This window comes from Maribellus sp. CM-23 (assembly GCF_021354595.1).
GTDB lineage: Bacteria > Bacteroidota > Bacteroidia > Bacteroidales > Prolixibacteraceae > Draconibacterium.
Window position 1 is genome coordinate 75443 of the sequence record NZ_JADWYJ010000005.1, and the last position, 22018, is coordinate 97460.

Annotated in this window: 21 protein-coding genes; 13 read left to right on the forward strand and 8 right to left on the reverse strand. The window is 44.8% G+C overall.

The window, feature by feature from the left end:
* The first annotated feature begins 77 nt into the window (after positions 1-77).
* Both mtnA and mtnP read left to right on the forward strand, forming a co-directional pair.
* A complete protein-coding gene (mtnA, locus tag INQ51_RS16690) occupies positions 78-1181 on the forward strand; it encodes an S-methyl-5-thioribose-1-phosphate isomerase (RefSeq protein ID WP_233379090.1) in 1104 nt (367 codons plus the stop codon).
* Entirely contained in the window at positions 1178-1927 is a 750-nt protein-coding gene (mtnP, locus tag INQ51_RS16695) for an S-methyl-5'-thioadenosine phosphorylase (RefSeq protein WP_233379091.1), read from the forward strand. Before mtnA ends, mtnP begins: the two co-directional genes overlap by 4 nt.
* A gap of 250 nt (positions 1928-2177) precedes the next feature.
* On the opposite strand, the gene INQ51_RS16700 is transcribed toward mtnP, so the two are convergent.
* The 3 genes from INQ51_RS16700 to INQ51_RS22650 all read right to left on the reverse strand — a co-directional run bounded on the left by INQ51_RS16700 (position 2178) and on the right by INQ51_RS22650 (position 4309).
* Positions 2178-2387 (reverse strand): dodecin family protein, encoded by a 210-nt coding sequence (locus tag INQ51_RS16700; protein WP_233379092.1) that lies wholly within the window; start codon positions 2385-2387, stop codon positions 2178-2180.
* Between the two features lie 200 nt (positions 2388-2587).
* Positions 2588-2956: a DoxX family protein gene (locus INQ51_RS16705; protein ID WP_233379093.1), complete on the reverse strand. Its 369-nt coding sequence runs from the start codon at positions 2954-2956 to the stop codon at positions 2588-2590.
* Between the two features lie 195 nt (positions 2957-3151).
* Positions 3152-4309 carry an SPOR domain-containing protein gene (locus tag INQ51_RS22650; RefSeq protein ID WP_233379094.1) on the reverse strand — a complete coding sequence of 386 codons (1158 nt, stop codon included), beginning with the start codon at positions 4307-4309 and terminating at the stop codon, positions 3152-3154.
* A 158-nt stretch (positions 4310-4467) separates the two neighbouring features.
* Between INQ51_RS22650 and galE the strand changes: the two genes are divergently transcribed.
* From galE to INQ51_RS16730, 4 genes are all read left to right on the forward strand, one after another.
* On the forward strand, positions 4468-5496 hold the full coding sequence (gene galE / locus INQ51_RS16715; protein ID WP_233379095.1) for a UDP-glucose 4-epimerase GalE: 1029 nt from the start codon (positions 4468-4470) through the stop codon (positions 5494-5496).
* 133 nt (positions 5497-5629) lie between these two features.
* Positions 5630-6685, forward strand: coding sequence for a dTDP-glucose 4,6-dehydratase (gene rfbB / locus INQ51_RS16720; RefSeq protein ID WP_233379096.1), 1056 nt, complete (start codon positions 5630-5632; stop codon positions 6683-6685).
* Positions 6686-6973: 288 nt separating this feature from the next.
* Positions 6974-7537: a 30S ribosomal protein S16 gene (locus INQ51_RS16725; protein ID WP_233379097.1), complete on the forward strand. Its 564-nt coding sequence runs from the start codon at positions 6974-6976 to the stop codon at positions 7535-7537.
* Between the two features lie 221 nt (positions 7538-7758).
* The gene (locus tag INQ51_RS16730) at positions 7759-8286 is read left to right on the forward strand and encodes a ribosome maturation factor RimM (RefSeq protein WP_233379098.1); all 528 of its coding nucleotides are present in this window, start codon (positions 7759-7761) and stop codon (positions 8284-8286) included.
* A gap of 570 nt (positions 8287-8856) precedes the next feature.
* Here INQ51_RS16730 and INQ51_RS16735 read toward each other — a convergent pair.
* Complete coding sequence (locus INQ51_RS16735; protein ID WP_233379099.1) at positions 8857-9282, reverse strand: acyl-CoA thioesterase; 426 nt, start codon at positions 9280-9282, stop codon at positions 8857-8859.
* A 232-nt stretch (positions 9283-9514) separates the two neighbouring features.
* Between INQ51_RS16735 and INQ51_RS16740 the strand changes: the two genes are divergently transcribed.
* Together INQ51_RS16740 and mscL are read left to right on the forward strand one after the other, a co-directional pair.
* Positions 9515-10219: a head GIN domain-containing protein gene (locus INQ51_RS16740; protein ID WP_233379100.1), complete on the forward strand. Its 705-nt coding sequence runs from the start codon at positions 9515-9517 to the stop codon at positions 10217-10219.
* Between the two features lie 126 nt (positions 10220-10345).
* The gene (gene mscL, locus INQ51_RS16745) at positions 10346-10786 is read left to right on the forward strand and encodes a large-conductance mechanosensitive channel protein MscL (RefSeq protein WP_233379101.1); all 441 of its coding nucleotides are present in this window, start codon (positions 10346-10348) and stop codon (positions 10784-10786) included.
* 61 nt (positions 10787-10847) lie between these two features.
* Here the strand turns inward: mscL and INQ51_RS16750 are convergent, their stop codons facing one another.
* The 4 genes from INQ51_RS16750 to INQ51_RS16765 form a co-directional block, all read right to left on the reverse strand.
* Positions 10848-11411 carry an L-threonylcarbamoyladenylate synthase gene (locus INQ51_RS16750; protein ID WP_233379102.1) on the reverse strand — a complete coding sequence of 188 codons (564 nt, stop codon included), beginning with the start codon at positions 11409-11411 and terminating at the stop codon, positions 10848-10850.
* A gap of 3 nt (positions 11412-11414) precedes the next feature.
* Complete coding sequence (locus INQ51_RS16755) at positions 11415-12524, reverse strand: glycosyltransferase family 4 protein (protein WP_233379103.1); 1110 nt, start codon at positions 12522-12524, stop codon at positions 11415-11417.
* Positions 12525-12655: 131 nt separating this feature from the next.
* Positions 12656-13918, reverse strand: a complete 1263-nt coding sequence (locus INQ51_RS16760; protein WP_233379104.1) for a diaminopimelate decarboxylase family protein — start codon at positions 13916-13918, stop codon at positions 12656-12658.
* Positions 13919-14030: 112 nt separating this feature from the next.
* Positions 14031-15563: an NAD(P)/FAD-dependent oxidoreductase gene (locus tag INQ51_RS16765; protein ID WP_233379105.1), complete on the reverse strand. Its 1533-nt coding sequence runs from the start codon at positions 15561-15563 to the stop codon at positions 14031-14033.
* 256 nt (positions 15564-15819) lie between these two features.
* Here INQ51_RS16765 and INQ51_RS16770 point away from each other — a divergent pair, with 256 nt between their 5' ends.
* From INQ51_RS16770 to INQ51_RS16790, 5 genes are all read left to right on the forward strand, one after another.
* Positions 15820-16545 carry an ABC transporter ATP-binding protein gene (locus INQ51_RS16770; RefSeq protein WP_233379106.1) on the forward strand — a complete coding sequence of 242 codons (726 nt, stop codon included), beginning with the start codon at positions 15820-15822 and terminating at the stop codon, positions 16543-16545.
* A gap of 82 nt (positions 16546-16627) precedes the next feature.
* A complete protein-coding gene (locus INQ51_RS16775) occupies positions 16628-17890 on the forward strand; it encodes an ABC transporter permease (protein ID WP_233379107.1) in 1263 nt (420 codons plus the stop codon).
* A gap of 41 nt (positions 17891-17931) precedes the next feature.
* Positions 17932-19203: an ABC transporter permease gene (locus tag INQ51_RS16780; protein ID WP_233379108.1), complete on the forward strand. Its 1272-nt coding sequence runs from the start codon at positions 17932-17934 to the stop codon at positions 19201-19203.
* Between the two features lie 171 nt (positions 19204-19374).
* The gene (locus tag INQ51_RS16785) at positions 19375-20502 is read left to right on the forward strand and encodes an efflux RND transporter periplasmic adaptor subunit (RefSeq protein WP_233379109.1); all 1128 of its coding nucleotides are present in this window, start codon (positions 19375-19377) and stop codon (positions 20500-20502) included.
* A gap of 56 nt (positions 20503-20558) precedes the next feature.
* Positions 20559-21881 carry a TolC family protein gene (locus INQ51_RS16790; RefSeq protein ID WP_233379110.1) on the forward strand — a complete coding sequence of 441 codons (1323 nt, stop codon included), beginning with the start codon at positions 20559-20561 and terminating at the stop codon, positions 21879-21881.
* Positions 21882-22018: the final 137 nt, after the last annotated feature.

Consider the following 22018-nt stretch of genomic DNA (forward strand, 5'->3'; position numbering starts at 1 on the left):
CTTCACTGAAGTTGTGAGAGATATTTGCTGTGGCGACCGAGGGAAAATAAAAAGAATAAAACAGGAAACGAAGTAAAATGAGGATTGGAGGAAAGCATTATCATACGATTTGGATAAAGGAAAACGACGCTGCAACCGTTCAGGTGATCGATCAGCGAAAGTTGCCCTTTGAGTTTGATATGATGGATTTAAGAACGGTGGAGGAAACTTTTTTTGCCATTCGTGAGATGGTGGTCCGGGGGGCACCTCTTATCGGAGTAACTGCTGCTTACGGAATGTATCTGACGCTGCTTGAATGGAATGAGGGGAACCTGGAACAACATCTATTGGAAAAGGCCGCCTACTTGAAATCTTCGCGCCCAACCGCGGTTAACCTCGCTTTTGCGGTAGATGAAATGGTAGATTTTATTCTGAAACATAAAACGGATGCTGATCTGATTGAGAAGACATTGGAGAAAGCCCATCAGCTAAAACAAGCTGAAATTGATTTTGGGGATAAAATAGGCGAAGCAGGTCTTCAACTCATTGAAAAGATCTATGCGGAAAAGAAAGAAACAGTAAATATTTTGACGCACTGTAATGCCGGGTGGCTGGCCTGCATCGATTGGGGAACAGCTACTGCTCCCATCTACAAAGCGCACCTAAAAGGAATTCCGGTGCATGTTTGGGTGGATGAAACCCGGCCCCGAAACCAGGGAGCAAGGCTCACAGCGTTTGAGTTGGGTGAAGAAGGTGTTCGGCACACCGTGATTCCCGACAATACCGGCGGGCATTTGATGCAACACGGAATGGTGGATATGGTAATTGTTGGGAGCGACCGGACAACCGTTGGCGGTGATGTAGCCAATAAAATAGGCACTTACCTGAAAGCTCTGGCTGCGAACGACAACGATGTTCCTTTCTATGCAGCACTTCCGTCGTCAACTTTTGACTGGGAAATGGAAGATGGAGTCAAAGAAATTCCGATCGAACAACGGGCTGCCGAAGAAGTGGCCGAAATGGAAGGTTGGAACGGACAAGCCGTGCAAAGTGTTCGCTTAATCCCTGAAAAAAGCCAGGTTGCCAATTATGGTTTTGATGTGACCCCGGCCCGGCTGGTAAGCGGATTAATCACCGAACGCGGTGTGTGTGAAGCCAACAAACAAAGTATTTTAAATCTTTTTCCGGAATACAGAAAATGACAAAAATTGCAATAATCGGAGGCTCCGGCCTGGAAGATCCGGCGATTCTTCAGAACCCAACAGAAGTAGAAATTGGTACTCCGTACGGAAAACCTTCGTCGGCGTTTAAGTGTGGAAAAATCGGTGGTACCGAAGTGGCGATCCTATCCCGTCACGGGCGCGATCACTCCATTCCTCCAACGCAGGTGAACAACCGGGCCAATATTTGGGCGATTAAAGAACTGGGGTGTACACACATCATCGTTACTACGGCCTGCGGTAGTTTGCGCGAAGAAATCGGTAGGGGAGACCTGGTGATTCTCGATCAGTTTATCGATTTTACCCGGCACCGCGGAATTACTTTTCACGAGAGCTTTGAAAACGGGGATTTAAACCATACTCCGATGGCCGATCCTTTTGATGGTTCGTTACGCAACAGGCTAATCGAAAAAGCAGAGGAGCTAAAGTTGCCGTTTCATCCTCAGGGAACTGTGATAACGATCGAAGGCCCGCGGTTTTCCACACGCGCCGAGTCAAAGATGTTTCGCATCTGGGGGGCCGATGTCATCAACATGTCGGTAGCGCCCGAGTGTATCCTTGCCAACGAAATCGGAATTCCGTATGCAGCTATCGCGCTGAGTACCGATTACGACTGCTGGAAAACCGATGAGGCGCCGGTTACCTGGGAAGAGGTGCTAAAGGTTTTTAACCGGAATGTGGAAAACGTTCTCGGCTTACTGGTAAAAACAATTGCTTCTTTTTCCTAAAGAAAAAATTCGTATAAAAAACAGGTTTTAAATGATATGTTTTGGCATGGCATTTGTAAAATATCAAACAAATGCTTCAAAGCCATGAAAGCATATCGTTCATAACCGTTCAGTTAGTACTATTATAAATTTAAGCCAACCTGCTTCGTTTGGCTGTCAATTTTCCGGCGGCGTCCGTTTTAAGATGCCGCTTTTTTTGTGCCCGTAACTAAAAAGCGCTCAACAGAAATCGCTGTCGGTGCTTTTGGGTTTAGCCTTCGTATTTAAACGAAACTTTCATTTTTACCCGGTAGAACTCAATCACACCGTCTTTCAGGTGCATGTCCATTTCACACACTTCGGCAACCCGCAGGTCGCGCAATGATTTTGATGCAAGGCTGATGGCATTTTGAGCAGCTTTTTCCCACGATACGGGACTGCTTCCTACCAGTTCAATGACTTTGTAAACGCTGTCTGGCATAGCTTCTCATTTTTTGGTTAATAATCAAGTAATTGAAAGTGCGTTCTTTTACGAGGATTTTGCAGAATTGTTTGGAAGAAGGAGCCAGTTCCGGCGATATGTTTTTGCGTAACGCAATGTCAGGTCAATCCTGAAATTAGTGAGTTTGAACGGCAATTCTTATTGAATCACCTTCAAAATTTCTTCACAGCCGGAGAGGTTTACAGATAAAGGTAAAAGCGTGCAGTTGCTACAAAAGCGGTTGCCACAAGCAGCAAAATGTTGGTTTGGAGTTCACCACGGTCTCCTCTTTTAAAATTGATAATGGCTGCCAAAAGCATGATAATGGCCAGGCCCAGGGCCGAAATGGGGATTACTAAGTTGCTGATGGGATACAAGCCCGGAAAAAACAGCCCAAATCCTCCGAGCGATTCCAGCGACCCGATTATCCGTACTTTTTTGGCCGGCATTTCAGCGGTCCAATCCATTGCTTTTTTTAGCTTTTCCATCGGAACGACGGCTTTTACAAGGCCCAGTGTAAGAAAAACAGCTGCCAGTATTACTTGAAGAATCCAGAGAAATACATCCATTTCAGGCTTTTTTAAGTGATAACACTTGATTCGAATGGTTGTTCATCCCGATTTAACGCACACTTGTGCCTATCGGACTAATACCTAAACGTATAAGTGGCCTGAAATATTGGAAGAGGCATCTTAAAAAAGCAATTTACCGGTAAAAAAGTGCCCAATCGCACCTGGGCGAAGGTATTTCCGAGTAGGGGAAAGTTATTTTTCCAATACCCACACTCCTGACCCCGGATTGGCTTCCGAGTACTCGTCTTTGGCTTTCAAAGCTTCGCTTTCGGTTTTGTAACGGGCAATACCAACAATAAAGAAATTACCGTATTTCCCGAGGTGGAAGGGTTCGTAACCTTGCTCTTTTAACTGTTGTAAATAGGTGTCTGCATTTTCCTGTGCTTTGAAACTTCCCCCGATCAGGAAGAATCCGGTAGAATCACTAAGTTTCTCTTTTTCCGGTTCAGGAACTTGAATCGTAAGACTGTCGGCTGCAACTGAAACTGTACTGTCGGACTGAATGGAATCGGTGGTAAGCACCGGAGTTTCTTCTTCTATTATTGTTTCAACCGTCGGAGTTGTTTGAGCTGGCTCTGCGGGTTGTTTGTCCTTCATAAAAAGAAAAACAGCTACCCCTATTAATGGAATGAGAACCAACAACAGCCACCACCAACCGCCTTTGCGTTTTTTCTCTTCTTTGGGTTCCGTGGTTACGACAGGTGCAGGCTCCGGAATTTTTTCTTCTTCCTTCTCCTCAACTTCCTCTTGTTCTTCGGCCACCACTTGCGAAGCTTCTTCGGGCACCTCTTCTTCCAACGATTCCGTTTCTACAATATCTGCCGGTTCATCCTCCAAAATTTCCGTATCGGCAACTTCTGAAGTTTCTTCTGATTCTGATTCCGTTTCTTCAACCGTTTCGGGTTCGGCCGGTGTTTCTTCTGCTTCCGGAATTTCCGGTTCTTCAAGCGAAGTAGTTTCCAGACCAAATGAATTGAGCGAAAGTGGCTGGTCATCTTCCGAAAGAAAACCAAGCTCTCCTTTTTCGTTGCGGAAGAAAGTTCCGATGGCGTCCAGGTTTACTTTTTCCCCTTTATCAAGTTTGTACAACCAGTTGTCGCGTTCTTTTTCAATTTTCTGGAGAGCTTCGAAATGAGAATCGCGCGTGTTGTCGGCAACGTAGCCTACCAAAAGGCCATCGTTGTTCCGGATCTGCGGATTAAAGGTCAGACGGGTGGAAGGTGGCTTGATTTCATCACTGTCTTCACTGATCTCAGCGGGTTGATACTCCTGAATAAACGCGCCAAATCCCGGGATGATCACCATCTCGTGGTCCGGCAAAAGTTGTTGTATAAACTTGTGTAACTTCACGGTTGATAATTTTTCAGGCGTAAAATTAATAAAAATCGCCGTTACTGTCTTTTTCGCTTTTTCAGGTTAAATTTTCAGGAATGCGTTTATTACAATCTCTCTTTCTGATCGAGTAAAAGCATGTTTTTATACTTTTGAAGCTCAAAACCAAAAACATTATGGCAGAAAAAATTTTAGTGACCGGCGGAACCGGTTATATCGGTTCGCATACCGTGGTTGAATTGCAGGCGTCAGGTTACGAGGTAATTGTGGTGGATAACCTGTCGAACTCGAGCATTGACGTACTCGACAACATTGAACAAATTTCGGGCATCCGGCCCGCATTCGAACAGTTCGATCTGGCGGATGCAGCAAAAACCGAAGACTTTTTCACCCGAAACAAAAATATTGCGGCCATTATTCATTTTGCGGCATCAAAAGCTGTGGGCGAGTCGGTGGAAAAACCCTTGCTGTATTACCGCAACAACCTGGTGTCGCTGATGAACCTGCTTGATTGCCAGATTAAGTTTGATGTTCCGAACATCGTTTTTTCTTCGTCGTGTACGGTTTACGGCCAGCCCGAAGTACTTCCGGTGACTGAAAAAACGCCGCGAAAAGATGCAGAATCGCCTTACGGAAATACCAAACGCGTAAACGAAGATATTCTGAACGATACGATTCACGCCAATCCACAGTTGAAAGGGATTGCACTTCGGTATTTTAACCCGATCGGTGCGCATCCGAGTGCTTTGATTGGTGAATTACCGTTGGGTGTTCCGCAAAACCTGGTGCCTTTTATTACCCAAACGGCCGCCGGTTTGCGCGATGAGCTGAAGGTTTTTGGCGACGATTATGATACGGTTGACGGATCGGCTGTTCGCGATTACATCAATGTGGTGGATTTGGCCAAAGCGCACGTGGTGGCAATCAACCGCTTGCTGCAAGGGAAAAACAAAGCCAATTACGAGATTTTCAACCTGGGAACAGGCACCGGACTTTCGGTGCTGGAAGTGGTTACCGGTTTTGAAAAAGCAACCGGTGTAAAACTGAATTACAAGATTGTAGGCCGCCGTGCAGGTGACATCGAAAAAATATGGGCCGATACCACTTATGCCAACGAAGAGCTGGGGTGGAAAGCCGAAAAAGGAACGGAAGAGACCTTGCTTTCGGCCTGGAACTGGGAAAAACGCGTCAGAGGAATTAAGTAGTCCTTTGAGGCCCGAATAGAGGAAAGAGGAAGGAGCGTGCTGTTTCAGCATACTCGTTCCTCTTTGTGTTTTCATTTATTTTTCTGAGTTTTCCGGTCAATTCTTCTATTTTTGTTTTAAAATCAGACACAGCATGAAAAAAACAATATTGGTTACAGGTGGTGCAGGGTTTATTGGCTCGCACGTGGTTCGTTTACTGGTAAACAAGTACCCGGAATATAAAATTGTCAACCTCGATAAACTGACGTACGCCGGGAATTTGGCTAACCTGAAAGACATTGAAAACCGGCCCAATTACGAATTTGTAAAGGGCGATATTGTAGATGCTGATTTTATACAGAAACTGTTTGAGGAAAAACAGTTCGATGGCGTGATTCATCTGGCTGCCGAATCGCATGTAGACCGCTCGATTTCGAACCCTACCGAGTTTGTGTATACCAATGTAATCGGTACGGTTAACCTGCTGAATGCGGCGAAATTTACCTGGAAGGATAATTTGGAAGGGAAAAAATTCTATCATATTTCTACCGACGAAGTGTACGGATCGCTGGGCGACGAAGGTATGTTTACCGAAGAAACGCGTTACGATCCGCACAGTCCGTACTCGGCATCAAAAGCCAGTTCCGATCATTTTGTGCGGGCTTACTGCGATACCTTTGGATTGCCAACCGTGATTTCAAACTGCTCGAACAACTACGGTTCGTACCAGTTTCCGGAGAAACTGATCCCGCTTTTTATTCACAACATTAAAAACAACAAACCGCTGCCGGTTTACGGTAAAGGCGAGAACATTCGCGACTGGCTGTGGGTGGTGGACCATGCACGCGCAATTGACGTAATTTTCCACCAGGGGGTGATTGGCGAAACCTACAACATTGGTGGTTTTAACGAATGGACCAACATCGACCTGATTAGGGTGATGTGCCGGAAGATGGACGAGAAACTGGGGCGTCCGGCAGGTGAATCCGAAAAACTGATCACTTTTGTGAAAGACCGCGCCGGGCACGATTTACGCTATGCGATCGATGCCACAAAAATTAAAAACGAACTGGGCTGGGAACCTTCGCTTCAGTTTGAAGAAGGCATTGAACTGACCATTGAATGGTACCTCGAAAACACCGAATGGCTGGAGAATGTTACTTCGGGCGATTATCAGAAATACTACGAAGAGCAGTACGCGAAACGATAGTAGCGTTGCGGCTTTTTTTAATAAGAAGGAGCTAGGGTGAGTGTGTTCATTCAGACAAATTTCACGCAAAGCACGCGAAGTTGTTTTTAAGGATGCAAAAGCAAATATTGACAATCAATAATCTGCGAGCTTTGTGCTTCCTTTGTGTCTTTGCGGGAACTCGATTTTATCAAATCTTGAGACACTGTCTTTTATGGTTGATTCGATAAAATTCAGGGTATAACTTTCAGGAACAGAAATTTATACTATCTTTGCGCCACATTTTTCAAAAACAAATAAAGTAGAGTTATGCCAGTAAAAATGAGACTCGCGCGACACGGTCGCAAACGCTACGCATACTACCACATTGTAGTAGCCGATAGCAGGGCGCCACGAGATGGCAGGTATATTGAGCGGATTGGCACGTATAATCCGAATTCTAATCCTGCTACTATTGATCTCGATTTTGACAAAGCTTATGATTGGCTTGTTAAAGGCGCACAACCTACTGACACCGTTAAGGCAATTTTGTCTTACAAAGGTGTGTTGTACAAAAAACACCTGATGGGTGGAGTGAAAAAAGGAGCATTTGATGAAGCGGAAGCCGAAAAACGTTTGGACAAATGGATGGCAGAAAAAGATGCCAAGATCCAGGCCAAAGTTGACCGTTTGCAAGGCGAAGTTGATTCAGCCTTTAAGAAACAAATGGAGGCTGAAGTTAAAATCAAAGAAGAAAGAGCTGCTGCTATTGCTGCTAAAAATGCAGAATTGGCCGCTGAAGCTCAGGCTGCTGCTGCCGAAGCAGAAGCTGAAGAAGCTCCTGAAGCTGAAGCACCAGAAGCTTCAGAAGAAGAACAAGGTGCGGAATCTTAAGAAAGACTCACATCTTATGATAGAAAGCCATTCGTTAATTGACGGATGGCTTTTTTTGTCTTAAGAAATACCCTTTTGGCTTTGTGTGTCTTTGTGGATGCTCTGAGCGTCTTTGAGTAAACTTTTTCTCTTCTTTCATAAAGTACCTCCACGAAAGGAAAGAGAACTTCAAAGTTGCTTCTCTTCCATAAAATTCAACACAATTTGTCTATTTTTGAAGTATGGAAACAATACCAAAAACCGATTGCGAAAAAATAGGATTCTTCCGGAAAACACATGGTGTACACGGCGAAGTAGTGCTTGAGTTCGAAGAACATTTTGAATATTCGGTGGAAGAAGCCGAACGTTTTTTTGTGGAACTCGACGGTTTGTTGGTTCCGTTTTTTATTGCTGAAGATGGTTTGCGTTTTAAATCGTCGAAATCGGCCATTGTAAAATTCGACTGGGTAGATACCGAAAAATACGCCAAGCGCCTGATTGGGGCTTCGGTGTACCTTTATCTGGATGAAATTGTGGATGAACCACTGGAAAGCGAAGCACTGCTAAAAGGCTTTGTGCTTTTTGACGCAGAAAAAGGCGAAGTGGGAGAGATCGAACAGGTGGATGATTATTCGGGAAATGTGGTGCTGACCGTCAAGCACGGCGATGAAGAACTGCTGGTTCCTTTTCACCCGGAATTTGTGGTGGAGATTGACGAAGAGCAAAAGCGCCTTACCCTGAACCTGCCGGAAGGATTAATCGAGGGCTAAGCCTTTGGTTCAAAAATCAAGCGGAGTAAAATTCATAGTCATATTTTCTATCTCAATAATTTTGGTGGTTGATTCCCTGAATTTAAGGAATCAAAAATACACCAATGATGCTTTCTATCTTATTGTCTTCAAGCCAGACGGGCTTTTCCTTTTCCAATCGATGAAAAGGAAACATTCCGAAGGCATTTCGGAAGTGGTCAAAAATAACCTCGGCGTTTTTTCAAAGTAGCCTAATAGCCCGATTGACGGATTTTTGACACGCCCGCAGAGACTTTTTCTAATCCCACTTTCAGGAAAATGCGTTAAGAAATCAAGGGTATGTAGCGTTAAAAAAGAAAAGCTGTTTGAGTCTGACATTGAGATCAATTGTCAGACGAGTTTCTTTTCTTTTAGCGTAATGCGTTTGATTTTAGCAATTTTCATGTCGGTGGCAGCTTTTTTGAATACTTTTTCAGCTGGAGGAAAAAGTATTTTCCGTCTGAAAAGACAAAGTATATAGATGCGAGAAAGACATTTCAGGAAGCTACGAAACAAATAACGGTAACAAATGATGTAGATTCCTTTAGAATATCAGGGGTTCTGAGTTAAATAGGGTTCGTAAGCTTTGATTTTCTTCCTCCACTCATCCGGAATAAGCTCCGATTTTTTATGTTGCATTTGGTAGCAAACCAAAACCGTGGTGCACAGGGCAGCTGGCTCCGGGTTTCCCTTTTTGAATAATTGCTGGGTCATTTCCAGGCTCTTTTCTCCCAGCGACGAAATATGCGTTTGTACTTCAATCTGGTCTTCCAGGTAAATGGGGTCGAGGTAATCAACCTTTACCGAAGCAATCACCAGCCCTGTTTCTGTCCAGCTGATCAACTTGCCCAGTACTTTCTCAAAATAATTAAGCCGGGCCAGGTCAAAAAATTCCTGGTATTTTCCGTTGTACACATGGCCCATCAGGTCCACATCGTTAAAGCGAAGCTGAATGGAAGTGGTATGTATATCGCTCATATTCTCCGTCTTTTAAAAATTACAAAGTTCTTATCTTCCTGGAGGATTGAGTATTTCCCTCCGAAAGAACGGTCAAAATTGAACTTTTTTTTCGAGGTAGTGCAACTTTGCGCATATTTGTCCGTCATTAGTGAAGTAATATTTAGAAACCGGAAATAGTTATACAAGATGAAGCGAGTCCCGGTGGGACGAGTTCCGTCTTATACCTTAATAAACAAACAATTTTAAAAAAATGAAAGCCAGAATTTTATTGTTTAGCCTCCTGTTGGCAGGAATATTTGCTGTAAATTCAGTAAAAGCAGAAGAAGAAAACCGCGAAGTATCACCTTTCTCCGAGATTTCACTACGGATCTCCGGGAATCTCTACCTTACCCAAGGCAACAAACAAAGCGTGAGAGTTGTAGCCAAAGAATCGGTTTTGAGCGAGCTTATTACCGAAGTGAAAGGAAATGAACTGGTGATCCGCTTTCCCAATTCGAACATCTTTCAGCGCAATTTCAAACCCGGTAAAATCGAAATTTATGTTACCGTGCCCGATGTAAGTGCATTGTCGGTTTCTGGTTCAGGCGATATTATTGCCGAGAAACTGGAAGCCCGGATTTTAAATCTGTCGCTTAGCGGAAGTGGCGGAATCAAGTTAGGTTCACTCGAATCAAGCAAATTGAAAGGAAGCATCTCGGGTTCGGGAAATATCGAAGTGAAAGGCCGAAAAGTAGCTGACGATTTAAGTGTGACCATCTCGGGTTCCGGAAATTTCAATGCAACGGATTTTGAAGCCGATGCAGTCAGTGTAACCATTGCCGGATCGGGTAATTGCAACGTTACCTCAAACGGAACGATTAAAGCACGCATAGCGGGTTCGGGAAGCGTTTTCTACAGCGGGAACCCAAGCATCGATGCTTCGACCGCCGGCTCCGGAAAAGTAAGGGAAATGTAGTGTGACAAGCCATACAAACATTGAAAATCATTCGTCAGCTGACGGATGATTTTTTTTGTGCATTATTTGATCATAATGTATTAAATTGCTTCTCAATAGTTCTAACTGTAATTAAAATTCAACAACATGGGAGTATTAAAAGAATTCAAGAGCTTTGCCATGAAGGGCAATGTGCTCGACCTGGCAGTTGCTGTCATTATTGGTGGTGCTTTTGGTAAGATCATCACCTCTTTTGTAAACGATGTTTTGATGCCACCTATTGGGTTGCTTTTGGGAAATACCGATTTCAGCAACCTGAGAGTTGTCATCAAAGAAGGTAGCGAAGCCGTAATGAATGGCGAGCAGGTAGTAAGTCCGGCCGTTGCTGAAGTGGCGATTAAATACGGCGCTTTTGTAAACACCGTGCTCGACTTTCTGATTGTGGCTTTCTCAATTTTCCTGGTGGTAAAGGCTTTCAATAAAATGAAGAAAAAAGAAGCTGCTGCTCCACCTCCTGCTCCGCCGGCACCTTCGAAAGAAGAAGTATTGCTTACCGAAATCAGGGATATTTTAAAAGAAAAGAAATAAAATCTTTTCAGGATACGATCAAAACTGCTTCGCTGTCAACCGACGGACGGAGCAGTTTTTTTTATTTCCGGATAATCTCGATTTGCCCGCCCGGCCCGAGTTTGATAATGCTCGAAGGTTGTGCCGGAGTGCGGTCGTCCTGCCGGTACTCTACGATGTAATCCACCGCATTTTTTATTTCATCGGAAATCTCGTCAAAAAAAGTGGGCGATTTTTCTCCGCTTACATTGGCCGAAGTGGAAACCAGCGGACGGCGAAAACGTTGCAGCAGGCGGCTTGTAAAAGCTTCTTTGGTAAAGCGGATTCCGATGCTGCCATCTTCGGCAACCAGGTTTGCGGCCAGGTTTTTAGCCCGGGGGTAAATAACCGTCAAAGGGGTAGTGCTTATTTCCACCAGATCCCATGCAACTTCCGGAACCTCGGTCACATAGCGGTCGAGCAAGGCCGGGTTTTCCATTAGCACCAACATGCTTTTCGAGTCTGCACGTTTTTTTAGGTCGTAAATACGCTTCACTGCTTCGGGGTTGGTGGCATCGCAGCCAATTCCCCAAATGGTATCGGTGGGATAAAGAATGATTCCTCCGCTTTTCAGTACCTCCAGTGCTTTTTTAATATCTTCCTGCATTGTTTAGCCTACTATTTTCTGATACAATTTTGCGAGCTTCTCCACGTATTTACTGGTTTGAAATTCGCTGGCCCGCAACCTGCCTTTTTCAATTAATTGGGTGCGAAAATAATCATCGCTTATCAATTTCTGAATAGAATCGCCGAGTTCTTCAATATTTCCGGGTGAGCACAAAATTGCTGCATCTCCTGCAGTTTCCGGCAAACAAGATACGTTGGAGGTGATTACCGGGCATCCGCTGGCCATGGCTTCGATCACGGGCAATCCAAAACCTTCAAATACCGAGATGTAGATCGAAAGCGTGGCAAGCTGATAGATTCCTGCCAGATCTTTTTCAGGAATGTTTTTCAGGATGATCACCTGTTTCTGAATATTTTTGGCAGCTACATATTTGTGTATATCGTTGCAATACGATGTTGGATTGCCGATCATTACCAGCGGAATATCCAGGTTTTTTGCCTGCAGGGCTTTTAAAATGGAAAGCTGGTTTTTGCGTTCTTCGATGGTTCCCACGGCCAGAATAAACTGATCGGGCAGGCGGTATTTCTCTTTTATTTTTGCGGTGTCAACCTTTTCAAAAAACAGGGGCGAAATGGCCTGATGAATCACCTCAATCTTGTCGGGCGACGTACCGGTAAACTCCACAATGTCGGCTTTTGTTTGCTCACTGATGGCGATGATCTTTGTGGCGGCCTTGCAGGCATATTTTACCTTGTAGCGGTAAATAAGCCGGTCGAAAAATTTATAAAATTCGGGGTAGCGCAAAAAAATCAGGTCGTGAATGGTCACCAGCGCCGGAATCCCGGTTTTGTGGATACCGCGGGGCAACTCGTTGCTAAGGCCGTGGTAGAGGTCGAGCCGACGGGATCTAATTTCGCCGCTTAGTTTAAAGTTTCGCCAAATGGTCTTCTTAAGCCCCGATAGTTTGCGGGGTGGAGCCACAATTTCAAAAGCTTCCTGCTGTTTTAGCATCGCCACTTTTACCTCGGGGGTGAACAGGGTGTATGTGTTTTCAGGGAAATATTTAATAAGTCCGTTTAGGGTATTTCGGCTGTAATTTCCCAGTCCTGAGGTATTTAAAAAAGCCCGTTTTGCGTCGTATCCTACTTTCATAATTGGTTTATTGCTTCTGTCTAAAATAACAAAAAAGGCCGGGTTTATGCCCCGGCCTTCAAATTTTGTATCATTTATGTTGCAATAAATTCTGCGAAGGAACTGAAGTCCTGAATCTTTAAATTCAGAAATTATTTAAAGTCTTTCACGCCACTAAAATCGAGTGTGGCAAAATAGTCTTCCAGTGTTTCAGCGCGGCGGATTTCAGTCACTGCTCCGTTTTCGCGCAGCAGAAGTTCGGCCGAACGAAGTTTTCCATTGTAGTTAAAGCCCATCGAATGTCCGTGAGCGCCGGCGTCGTGAATTACCACAATATCATCAGGGTCAATCTCGGGCAACATCCGGTCGATGGCAAATTTGTCGTTGTTCTCGCACAGCGAGCCGGTAACGTCGTATTTCGTAGTGGCGGGCTCGTTTTCTTTTCCCATCACTGTAATATGATGATAAGCTCCGTAAAGGGCTGGGCGCATCAGATTGGCCATGCACGCATCAAGACCTGCAAATGTTTTGTACGTTTTTTTGATGTGGCGCACTTTGGTAACCAGGTATCCGTAAGGTCCGGTAATGGCGCGGCCCAGTTCAAAGAAGATCTTAAGTGGTGCCAGACCCTTTGCAACAATCATTTCGTCGTACACCTTTTTAATACCCTCGCTTACAAAATCCAGATCCACCGGTTTTTCTTCCGGTTTGTAAGGAATGCCTACTCCACCGCCGAGGTTGGCAAACTCAATGCGGACACCGGTTTTCTCATACACCTCATTGATCAGGTTAAAAAGAATTTCAGCGGTTTCAACAAAATACGTTGGATCCAATTCGTTGGAAGCTACCATGGTGTGAATACCAAAACGTTCCACTCCTTTTTCCTTTAGGATGCGGTAGCCTTCGATCATTTGTTCGCGGGTAAAACCATATTTGGCTTCTTCGGGATGCCCGATGATCAGGTTGCCCTGTTTCAGGTTCCCCGGGTTATAGCGCATGCAAATGGTTTTGGGCAGACCTACATGTTTTTCAAGGTAGTCGATGTGCGAAATATCGTCGAGGTTGATAATGGCTCCCAGTTCTTTGGCAAGTTGAAACTCGTATGCCGGCGTATCATTTGAGGTCAGCATAATCTCGTCGCCGCTCATTCCCACTTGCTTTGCCAGTTCCAGTTCAGCTACTGAACTACAATCGATTCCAAAACCTTCTTCCCGCAAAATCTTCATGAGGTAAGGATTCGGTGCCGACTTTATCGCGTAATATTCTTTAAAGCCTTCGTTCCATGAAAAAGCTTTGTTAAAATAGCGTGCATTTTCCCGCATCGCCTTTTCATCATAGATATGAAACGGAGTCGGGTGGTTGGCAATAATCGTTTCCAGTTGTTCTTTACTGAATGGTAGCTTTTTTGCTGTCATGTTTTACGTGATTAATAAAGAGAAGCAAAAGTACATTTTCCTGTTGATTTATAGTAGAATTATTCTAAATAAACAGGAGTGGAATTAACCGGAAATTTACAATGATCTATGATTAGTCTTCCACCAGACTCATCGCCGCACGGATTCCATCAGCCGCACTGGAAACAATTCCTCCTGCATAGCCGCTTCCTTCGCCAATAACATACAGGTTTTGGAAGCCTTCACAAAGCCCGTTTTTTTCGCGGATTACCTGGATGGGCGACGAAGTTTTGCTTTCAAAACCCAGCAGGTTTCCCTGCTCAAAACCGCGCATTTTTCGGATAAAATCCTGTAAGCCTGCTTGCATTGATTGAACTACCGGTGCGGGGAGCAGGCTCCAAAGTGGCGCCTGGATCAGTCCAAGCGGGTAACTGCTTTCGAGTGTAGCTGATTTACTTTTCTGATTCAGAAAGGCACTGATGCTACATGCCGGAGCAGAGTAACTTCCTGCAAAATTGTAAAAAAGCTCTTCCAGTTTCTGGAGCTGGTCGAGGGCTTCGATAGGTGAAACCGTTTTCCCGGCCAGTTCATCGGGGTGAATTCCTGCTACACAGGCTGCGTTGGCAAACATGCCGTTGCGTTTGTAATAGCTCATTCCGTTTACAATGTTGGTATGTTCGTAAGCTGCTGCGGGGACTACGGTTCCTCCCGGGCACATGCAAAACGAAAATACCTGGTGTGTTCCGTCGGCCGGCGAGGTGAGCCGGTACTCGGCGGCTTTTACTCCCGGAAGCACGGGTTTTCCCCACTGTGCAATATTGATGGTTTCCTGTTTGTGTTCCATGCGGCTGCCCACCGCAAAATTCTTGGTACGGAAAGGAACACCTCGGCGGATCAACATCTTATAGGTTTCGTAAGCCGAGTGTCCCGGTGCAATAAAAACGGCGTCGGCTTCCAGGTTTCCGGCAGAAGTGACTGCCTCGCTTACTTTCCCGTTGATGATTTTCAGGTCTTCCAGCTGTGTTTCGAAAAGCATGCGGCCGCCCAGTTCTTGGAATTCGTGCCGCAGGTTTTGGACAATCTTTCGCAGGTTGTCGGTACCCAGGTGCGGATGTGTCATATACATGATCTCGGCAGGTGCCCCGGCTTTTACATAGCTCGAAAGAATAAAATGTTTTTCTTTGGAAATGTGTTTTGAGCGTGAAGTCAGTTTTCCGTCCGAGAAAGTACCGGCACCACCTTCTCCAAAAGCATAGTTGTTTTGAGCATTAAAAACTCCGCTGCGTTCAAAATGCGAAATGGCTTGCCCCCGTTTTTGAACGTCGGAGCCGCGTTCGATCAGCGTAACATTAAAACCGGCTTTTTGCAAAACAAAGGCATTAAAAAAACCGGCCGGGCCGCTCCCAACTACTACAATTTTCCTGTTTCTTTTTTTGAACGGAATCTGTAATTCATCCTGCTCAGGAGACTCATCTCCTTTTATTTTTGATGAACTAACCAGCACTTTTACCAGCCAGAAAATACTTTTTTTATTCCGTGCATCCAGGCTTTTGCTTTCGGTATAAAAAGAGAAATCCCGGATATTCAGCTGCTTGGCAATACGCTCTTTTAGCTGTTCTTCGGTGTAGTTGGTAGGTAATTTTAAACTGATCGCCTTTGTTCCCATGCTGTATAATTTCGATTCAAAAGTAGGTATTCGCTGTGTTATTTGGAACAACCCGGGAGCTTCCTGTAAAATTTAATGTAACTGAACCGGTTTTCGCGCGTCTGTATTTATGTGATGAGCAACAGCGGAATTACCGAAAGCGGAAAACAATGATTCATTCACCGGAGATAACGCTTCGTTCGTCGAATAAATAACAGTGATTCCACGGGTTTTCATCACATTTATTTCAGAAAACAAAAAACAAGCAATTCAAGCCATGATTAGTCTTAAAAATGTACACAAATCTTACGTTACCGGCAGCAACTCGCTTCACGTGCTGAAAGGTATCGACCTGGAGATTGAAACAGGCGAATTTGTTTCGATCATGGGCTCCTCGGGTTCGGGAAAATCAACCCTTTTAAACATTCTCGGAATTCTGGATAATTACGACGAAGGTGCCTATTATCTGAACGGCTCGCTGGTGAAAGACATGTCGGAGAAAAAAGCTGCCAAACTGCGTAACGAGATGGTGGGCTTTGTATTCCAGTCGTTCAATCTTATCTCCTTTAAAAATGCGATGGAAAATGTGGCACTTCCGCTTTACTACCAGGGAGTGAACCGCAAAAAACGCAATAAAATTGCACTGGAATACCTCGATAAAGTAGGACTGCTGGATTGGGCCGATCATTTGCCCAACGAGATGTCGGGAGGCCAGAAACAACGTGTGGCAATAGCCCGCTCGCTGATTTCGCAGCCCAAAATCATTTTTGCGGATGAACCAACCGGAGCCCTCGACACCACTACTTCGTACGAAGTGATGGAGATGCTGAAGGAGATCAATGCCGGCGGGATTACCGTGATTCTGGTGACACACGAGCATGATATTGCCGCGATGACGCAAAAAATCGTTCGTCTGAAAGACGGCCGTATCGATCAGATCATCAAAAACGGCGATCTGAAACACTTTCAGCATCAATACGCCAAAGAGCTGGAAACCGCATAAAGAGTATCCAGTCGCAGTCTCAGTTTTCAGTTCGTTTCACTGAACTTTGAATTCTGAACTCTAAACTTTAAACTATTCTATCATGTTCGATATCGATAAATGGCAGGAGATCTTTGCCACCATCAAAAAGAATAAAATGCGGACTTTCCTCACGGGCTTTAGTGTTGCCTGGGGGATTTTCATGCTCATGATTTTGCTTGGGTCGGGCAATGGCCTGAGCAACGGGGTTTCTGAGAACTTTATGCGCGACGCCGTAAATGCCATGTGGTTGTGGAGTGGTCGTACCAGTATTCCCTATCAGGGCTTAAAAGAAGGCCGCGACATACGTTTTACCAATGCCGATTACGATGTGCTAAAGGACCTGGAAGGGATTGAATATACTTCGGGGCGCTATTACATTCGTGGAAATAAATTTTCATACGGAAACGAATACGGCGAATACACGGCGATTACCTGTCATCCCGATCTACAGGACGTGGAAAACATTGAAATAGTAGATGGCCGGTTTATCAACCAGGTCGACATCAATCAAACACGAAAATCGGTGGTGCTGGGAAAGGACATCTACGATGCTTTGTTTAAAGATAAAAATGCCATTGGGGAATATGTGCGTGTTAACAACATTCCTTTTAAGGTGGTGGGAATATGCCGGGAAGGTGGCGGTACCCGTCACCGGAATGCGTACATTCCTGTAAGCACCGGACAAAAAGTGTTTAACGGTTCCAACCGCCTGCACAATTTTGCACTGACCATTAACGCAACAACTCTGGAAGAAAGCCAGGCCATTGAGCAGCGGGTGCGCGAAACGATGGCCCGCAAACACCGGTTTGATACCGCGGATGAGTCGGCCATGGGATCGTACAACAAGCTGGAAGACGTAATTCAGACCATGAAAATATTCCAGGCCATCAAAATCTTTATCTGGATAATCGGAACAGGAACCTTGATCGCCGGGGTGGTGGGAGTGAGCAATATTATGCTGATTGTGGTAAAAGAACGCACCAAGGAAATTGGCATCCGCAAAGCGATTGGCGCAAGCCCTTCGTCTGTGATCGGGTTGGTTTTGCTCGAATCGATATTGATCACAACGGTTGCCGGGTACATCGGTTTGGTGATGGGAACGGGACTGATGGAGCTGATCAATCTGGTGGTTGAAAAGCAGTACGAAGTTTCGGCAGCTACTAACGGCGGAAACGGAGAGACCATATTCCGAAATCCTACGGTTGACCTTGGGGTTGCAATGACTGCCACTTTACTGTTGGTGGTTGCAGGAACCATTGCGGGGTATATTCCTGCCAAGCGCGCCGCACGCATTAAACCGATTGAAGCTTTGCGCGATGAATAACAGAGACTCTCTGAACTTTGAACTTTAAACACTGAACTAAAATGTTTGATTTAGATCTTTGGAAAGAAATACTGAGCGCCCTAAAAAAGAACCGGATGCGAAGCTTTATGACTGCTTTCGGGGTATTCTGGGGAATATTCATGCTCATCATCATGTCGGGAGCCGGAAAAGCTTTGGAGAATGGAGTGATGGACGGTATCCGTGCCTTTGCGTCCAACTCTGCTTTTTTCTGGACCGAACGTACCAGTAAACCCTACAAAGGATTTCAGCGTGGAAGGCAATGGAGCTACACCAATACCGACATTGAATACATAAAAGCAAATGTAAAGGATATTGAATACCTGTCGCCGCGTTTGTTTGGCCCAAGAGGCTATGAAGGCGACAATACCATCAGAGGCAAGAAAACAGGTTCGTTCAATATTTACGGCGACTATCCTGATTTTTTCAAAATTGATCCGTGGACGCCATTAAAAGGGCGCCTTATCAATGAGATCGATATTTTACAAAGTCGCAAAGTGGTGAATATTGGCGAACGTGTGGTGGAAGTAATGTTTGACAAGGACGAAGATCCGATCGGTCAGTATTTGAAAATAAACGGAGTTTATTTCCAGGTAGTAGGAGTGATAAAGGGTGAAACACGCGTAAATATTGGAGGAGGTAGAAAAAACGAAACCATTATCATGCCTTTTACCACGATGCAAAAGACCTACAATTTTGGCGACGATGTTCACTTCTTTTCGGTAACCTCGGCACCGGGAGTTCCGGTGAGCAGGGTAGAAGCCCGCTTAAAGGAACTTCTGAAAAGCAGGCATAAAATTGCCCCCGACGATATGCAGGCAGTGGGTTCTTTCAACATCGAAGTGGAGTGGAAAAAATACATGGGCCTTTTTACCGGTATTCAGATTTTAACCTGGATTGTGGGAATCGGTACCCTGATGGCCGGAGTGATCGGTGTCAGCAACATTATGCTGGTGATTATTAAGGAACGTACGCAGGAAATTGGAATTCAGCGGGCCATCGGAGCTACTCCGGGCAAGGTGATAATGCACATTGTGGCCGAGAGTGTGTTCCTGACAGTGATGGCAGGTTACATCGGGCTGGCGCTGGGTGTTGGTTTGCTCGAGTTGCTGAACATGGCACTGGAAGCAGCCAGTTCGGATGCAGATTCGATTTTCTTCCGTTCGCCCGAAGTGAGTTTCCAAATGGCAGTAGGTGCCTTGTCGGTACTGGTGATTTCCGGAATACTGGCAGGATTGATACCCGCCAAAAGAGCCGTTAGTATCAAGCCGATCGATGCGTTAAGAGACGAATAACAAAAGTGTTGAAGCGGGATTGGGTGCTTATTCACCCCCTATCTCCACTGCGTTCCGATTGTCCCCCTGCAGGGGGACAGGAGCGACGAAAGAAGCGACAGGGGGTTTAAAAATGATAGAATTTAGAGACAAACAAAATAATTTCAAAAAACAATAAAAGCATTTTGAGCCATGAAAAAGATTGTAAGATACCTGGGAATTGCGATTTTGATCGCAGCGTTTGGAGGAACCCTTTTCTTCCTGTATAACAAGTCGAAAAAGAAACAGGATTTCTTTGAAAACAAGAATCCGTTTTACAGCGATGTAGTAATGAAAACCGTGGCAACCGGTTCGGTGGTGCCGCGTTACGAAATTGAAATTGTGCCACAGGTCTCGGGGATTATCGATGAACTGTATGTGGAAGCGGGCGATAAAATCAGCAAAGGACAGGTAGTGGCGCGTATCAAAATTATTCCGGATATGGTTACGTTAAATGCTGCTGAAACCCGGTTGAACAGGGCGAAAATCAGTTACGAAGATGCCCAGATCGATTACGACCGTCAGCAGAAGCTTTTTGACAAGAGTGTGATCTCATACGAAGAGTTCAAATCGTCAAAGGTCGGGTACGATTCAGCCAAGGAAGAATTGTCGGCTGCTGAAAATAATTTGGAATTAATTCAGAATGGTGTAACAAAAAAGGCAGCAACGGCTACCAATACCCTGGTTCGTTCTACTATCGACGGTATGGTGCTTGATGTTCCGATCAAAGTTGGAAACTCGGTCATTCAGGCCAATACTTTTAATGCCGGTACTACCATTGCTTCGGTGGCCGATATGAAAGACATTATTTTTGAAGGGAAAGTGGACGAAACCGAAGTGGGTAAAATTAAGGAAGGAATGCCGATTGAACTGGAAATTGGCGCCATTGATAAAGAAAAATTTGACGCCGTACTGGAATATATTTCACCCAAGGGAGTGGAAGAAAACGGAGCCATTCAGTTTGAAATAAAGGCAAATGTGCAACTGAAAGAGGGCCAGTTTATACGGGCCGGTTACAGCGCCAATGCCAACATCGTTCTCGAAAAAAAAGACAGTGTAATGGTAATTCCGGAAGGCATGCTGCAATTCGACAACGACTCGTCGTTTGTGGAGATTAACACCGGAAGTACAGAAGAACCGGTTTACGAGAAACGCATGGTGAAAACCGGCTTGTCTGACGGAATCAATATTGAGATTACAGAAGGTTTGAAGCCGGAAGACAAGGTAAAAGGCGAAAAAATCGATCCAAAAGCGATGAAAGAAAACACCAGCAAAGGCTAGGCTTAGTTAGTTTCAAAGGTTTATGTAAATTAGTCGAAACAAAAAACAATAAAAAAATGAAGAATCTTTTAACCTTGCTGATCGCAGTTACGGGACTTTTATCGGTAGCAACAGTAAAGGCCCAGGCTCCCTGGGACCTGCAGAAATGCTTCGATTACGCCATCGAAAACAACCTCCAGATCAAAAGGCAGGTGCTGAATACCGAATATTACCAGAACCAGGTCAACCAGGCAAAGTCGGATAAGCTGCCCAACCTGAATGCACAGGTTGGAAATGATTTCAGTTTTGGACGGACCCTGACTTTTCCTGAAAATACGTATGTAAATGCCAATTCAACTTCTCTTTCCGGGGGTGTGAGTTCTAATCTGACCGTTTTCAATGGCATGAGATTGAGCAATCTGGTTCAAAAGAGCAAATTGGATTTGCAAGCCACCCTGTATGAATTGGATAAGACCAAGGATGACATCATGTTGTTGATTGCAGCGGAGTATCTCCAGATTCTTTTTGCCGAAGAAGTGCTGCTCGTGGATTCAGCCAACCTGGAAGTAACCAAGCAGCAACTGGAGAGGTCGAGACAACTGGTAAATGCAGGAAGCCTGGCCCGGGGAGCAATGCTGGAAATTGAAGCACAACTGGCACGCGAAGAGTTACAGTTGGTAAACGATCAGAACAGTCTTCAACTGGCCTATCTGAATCTGTATCAATTTCTGGACCTTCCGATGGCTGAAAGCTTTAAGATAGAGAAGCCGAGTCTTCCTGAAATTCAGGCCAATGTGACCATGATGAATGCTTTTGATGTGTTCAATAATGCGATAAATGTCCGCCCTGAAATAAAAGCCGCCCAGTTGCGGGTGGAAAGTGCGATGAAAGAACTTGAAATAGCCAAGGGAAGTAGATATCCCAGTCTTTCGTTTGGAGCTTATTACAATAATATTTTTAATAATAAAGACAGCCGGGGTTTTAATGAGCAGATCCAGAACAATGGTCGCTCCAGCTTAGGATTAACCTTATCCATCCCTATTTTCAACCGCTTCCAGGTGAAGAACAGCATTTCCAATTCGCAGATCCAGATTTCGGATTACGAATACCAGCTGCAGATTGCACGCAATGTGCTTCGAAAAGATATTGAACTGGTTTATACCAATGCTTTGGCTGCGCTCAACCGCTATATTTCTACCCAAAAAGCGGTTACGTCGATGAAAGAGGCTTTCCGTTATACCGAAGAGAAGTTTAACGTGGGAATGATCAACTCGGTGGAGTATAACCAAAGCAAGAACAACCTGGCAATCGCACAGTCGGATCTGATACAGGCCAAGTACGAGTATATTTTCCGTACCAAAATATTAGATTTCTACAACGGTGTACCAATCACCTTGTAGCGAATCATGCTTGAACATTGTTTTTTGTGCCCTGACGGTTAGCGTCAGGGCTTTTTTGTGTTTGTCAGAAATATACTTTCACAATAAGGTTTAAAACGTAAGCTGAGGGATAAGAGAATTTTTTTCAACTCAATTTT

What these genes read in the sequence shown, in the direction of transcription:
- mtnA (WP_233379090.1), top strand. Translation starts at nt 78, where the DNA reads ATGAGGATTGGAGGAAAGCATTATCATACGATTTGGATAAAGGAAAAC.
- mtnP (WP_233379091.1), top strand. Translation starts at nt 1,178, where the DNA reads ATGACAAAAATTGCAATAATCGGAGGCTCCGGCCTGGAAGATCCGGCG.
- INQ51_RS16700 (WP_233379092.1), bottom strand. Translation starts at nt 2,387, where the DNA reads ATGCCAGACAGCGTTTACAAAGTCATTGAACTGGTAGGAAGCAGTCCC.
- INQ51_RS16705 (WP_233379093.1), bottom strand. Translation starts at nt 2,956, where the DNA reads ATGGATGTATTTCTCTGGATTCTTCAAGTAATACTGGCAGCTGTTTTT.
- galE (WP_233379095.1), top strand. Translation starts at nt 4,468, where the DNA reads ATGGCAGAAAAAATTTTAGTGACCGGCGGAACCGGTTATATCGGTTCG.
- rfbB (WP_233379096.1), top strand. Translation starts at nt 5,630, where the DNA reads ATGAAAAAAACAATATTGGTTACAGGTGGTGCAGGGTTTATTGGCTCG.
- INQ51_RS16725 (WP_233379097.1), top strand. Translation starts at nt 6,974, where the DNA reads ATGCCAGTAAAAATGAGACTCGCGCGACACGGTCGCAAACGCTACGCA.
- INQ51_RS16730 (WP_233379098.1), top strand. Translation starts at nt 7,759, where the DNA reads ATGGAAACAATACCAAAAACCGATTGCGAAAAAATAGGATTCTTCCGG.
- INQ51_RS16735 (WP_233379099.1), bottom strand. Translation starts at nt 9,282, where the DNA reads ATGAGCGATATACATACCACTTCCATTCAGCTTCGCTTTAACGATGTG.
- INQ51_RS16740 (WP_233379100.1), top strand. Translation starts at nt 9,515, where the DNA reads ATGAAAGCCAGAATTTTATTGTTTAGCCTCCTGTTGGCAGGAATATTT.
- mscL (WP_233379101.1), top strand. Translation starts at nt 10,346, where the DNA reads ATGGGAGTATTAAAAGAATTCAAGAGCTTTGCCATGAAGGGCAATGTG.
- INQ51_RS16750 (WP_233379102.1), bottom strand. Translation starts at nt 11,411, where the DNA reads ATGCAGGAAGATATTAAAAAAGCACTGGAGGTACTGAAAAGCGGAGGA.
- INQ51_RS16755 (WP_233379103.1), bottom strand. Translation starts at nt 12,524, where the DNA reads ATGAAAGTAGGATACGACGCAAAACGGGCTTTTTTAAATACCTCAGGA.
- INQ51_RS16760 (WP_233379104.1), bottom strand. Translation starts at nt 13,918, where the DNA reads ATGACAGCAAAAAAGCTACCATTCAGTAAAGAACAACTGGAAACGATT.
- INQ51_RS16765 (WP_233379105.1), bottom strand. Translation starts at nt 15,563, where the DNA reads ATGGGAACAAAGGCGATCAGTTTAAAATTACCTACCAACTACACCGAA.
- INQ51_RS16770 (WP_233379106.1), top strand. Translation starts at nt 15,820, where the DNA reads ATGATTAGTCTTAAAAATGTACACAAATCTTACGTTACCGGCAGCAAC.
- INQ51_RS16775 (WP_233379107.1), top strand. Translation starts at nt 16,628, where the DNA reads ATGTTCGATATCGATAAATGGCAGGAGATCTTTGCCACCATCAAAAAG.
- INQ51_RS16780 (WP_233379108.1), top strand. Translation starts at nt 17,932, where the DNA reads ATGTTTGATTTAGATCTTTGGAAAGAAATACTGAGCGCCCTAAAAAAG.
- INQ51_RS16785 (WP_233379109.1), top strand. Translation starts at nt 19,375, where the DNA reads ATGAAAAAGATTGTAAGATACCTGGGAATTGCGATTTTGATCGCAGCG.
- INQ51_RS16790 (WP_233379110.1), top strand. Translation starts at nt 20,559, where the DNA reads ATGAAGAATCTTTTAACCTTGCTGATCGCAGTTACGGGACTTTTATCG.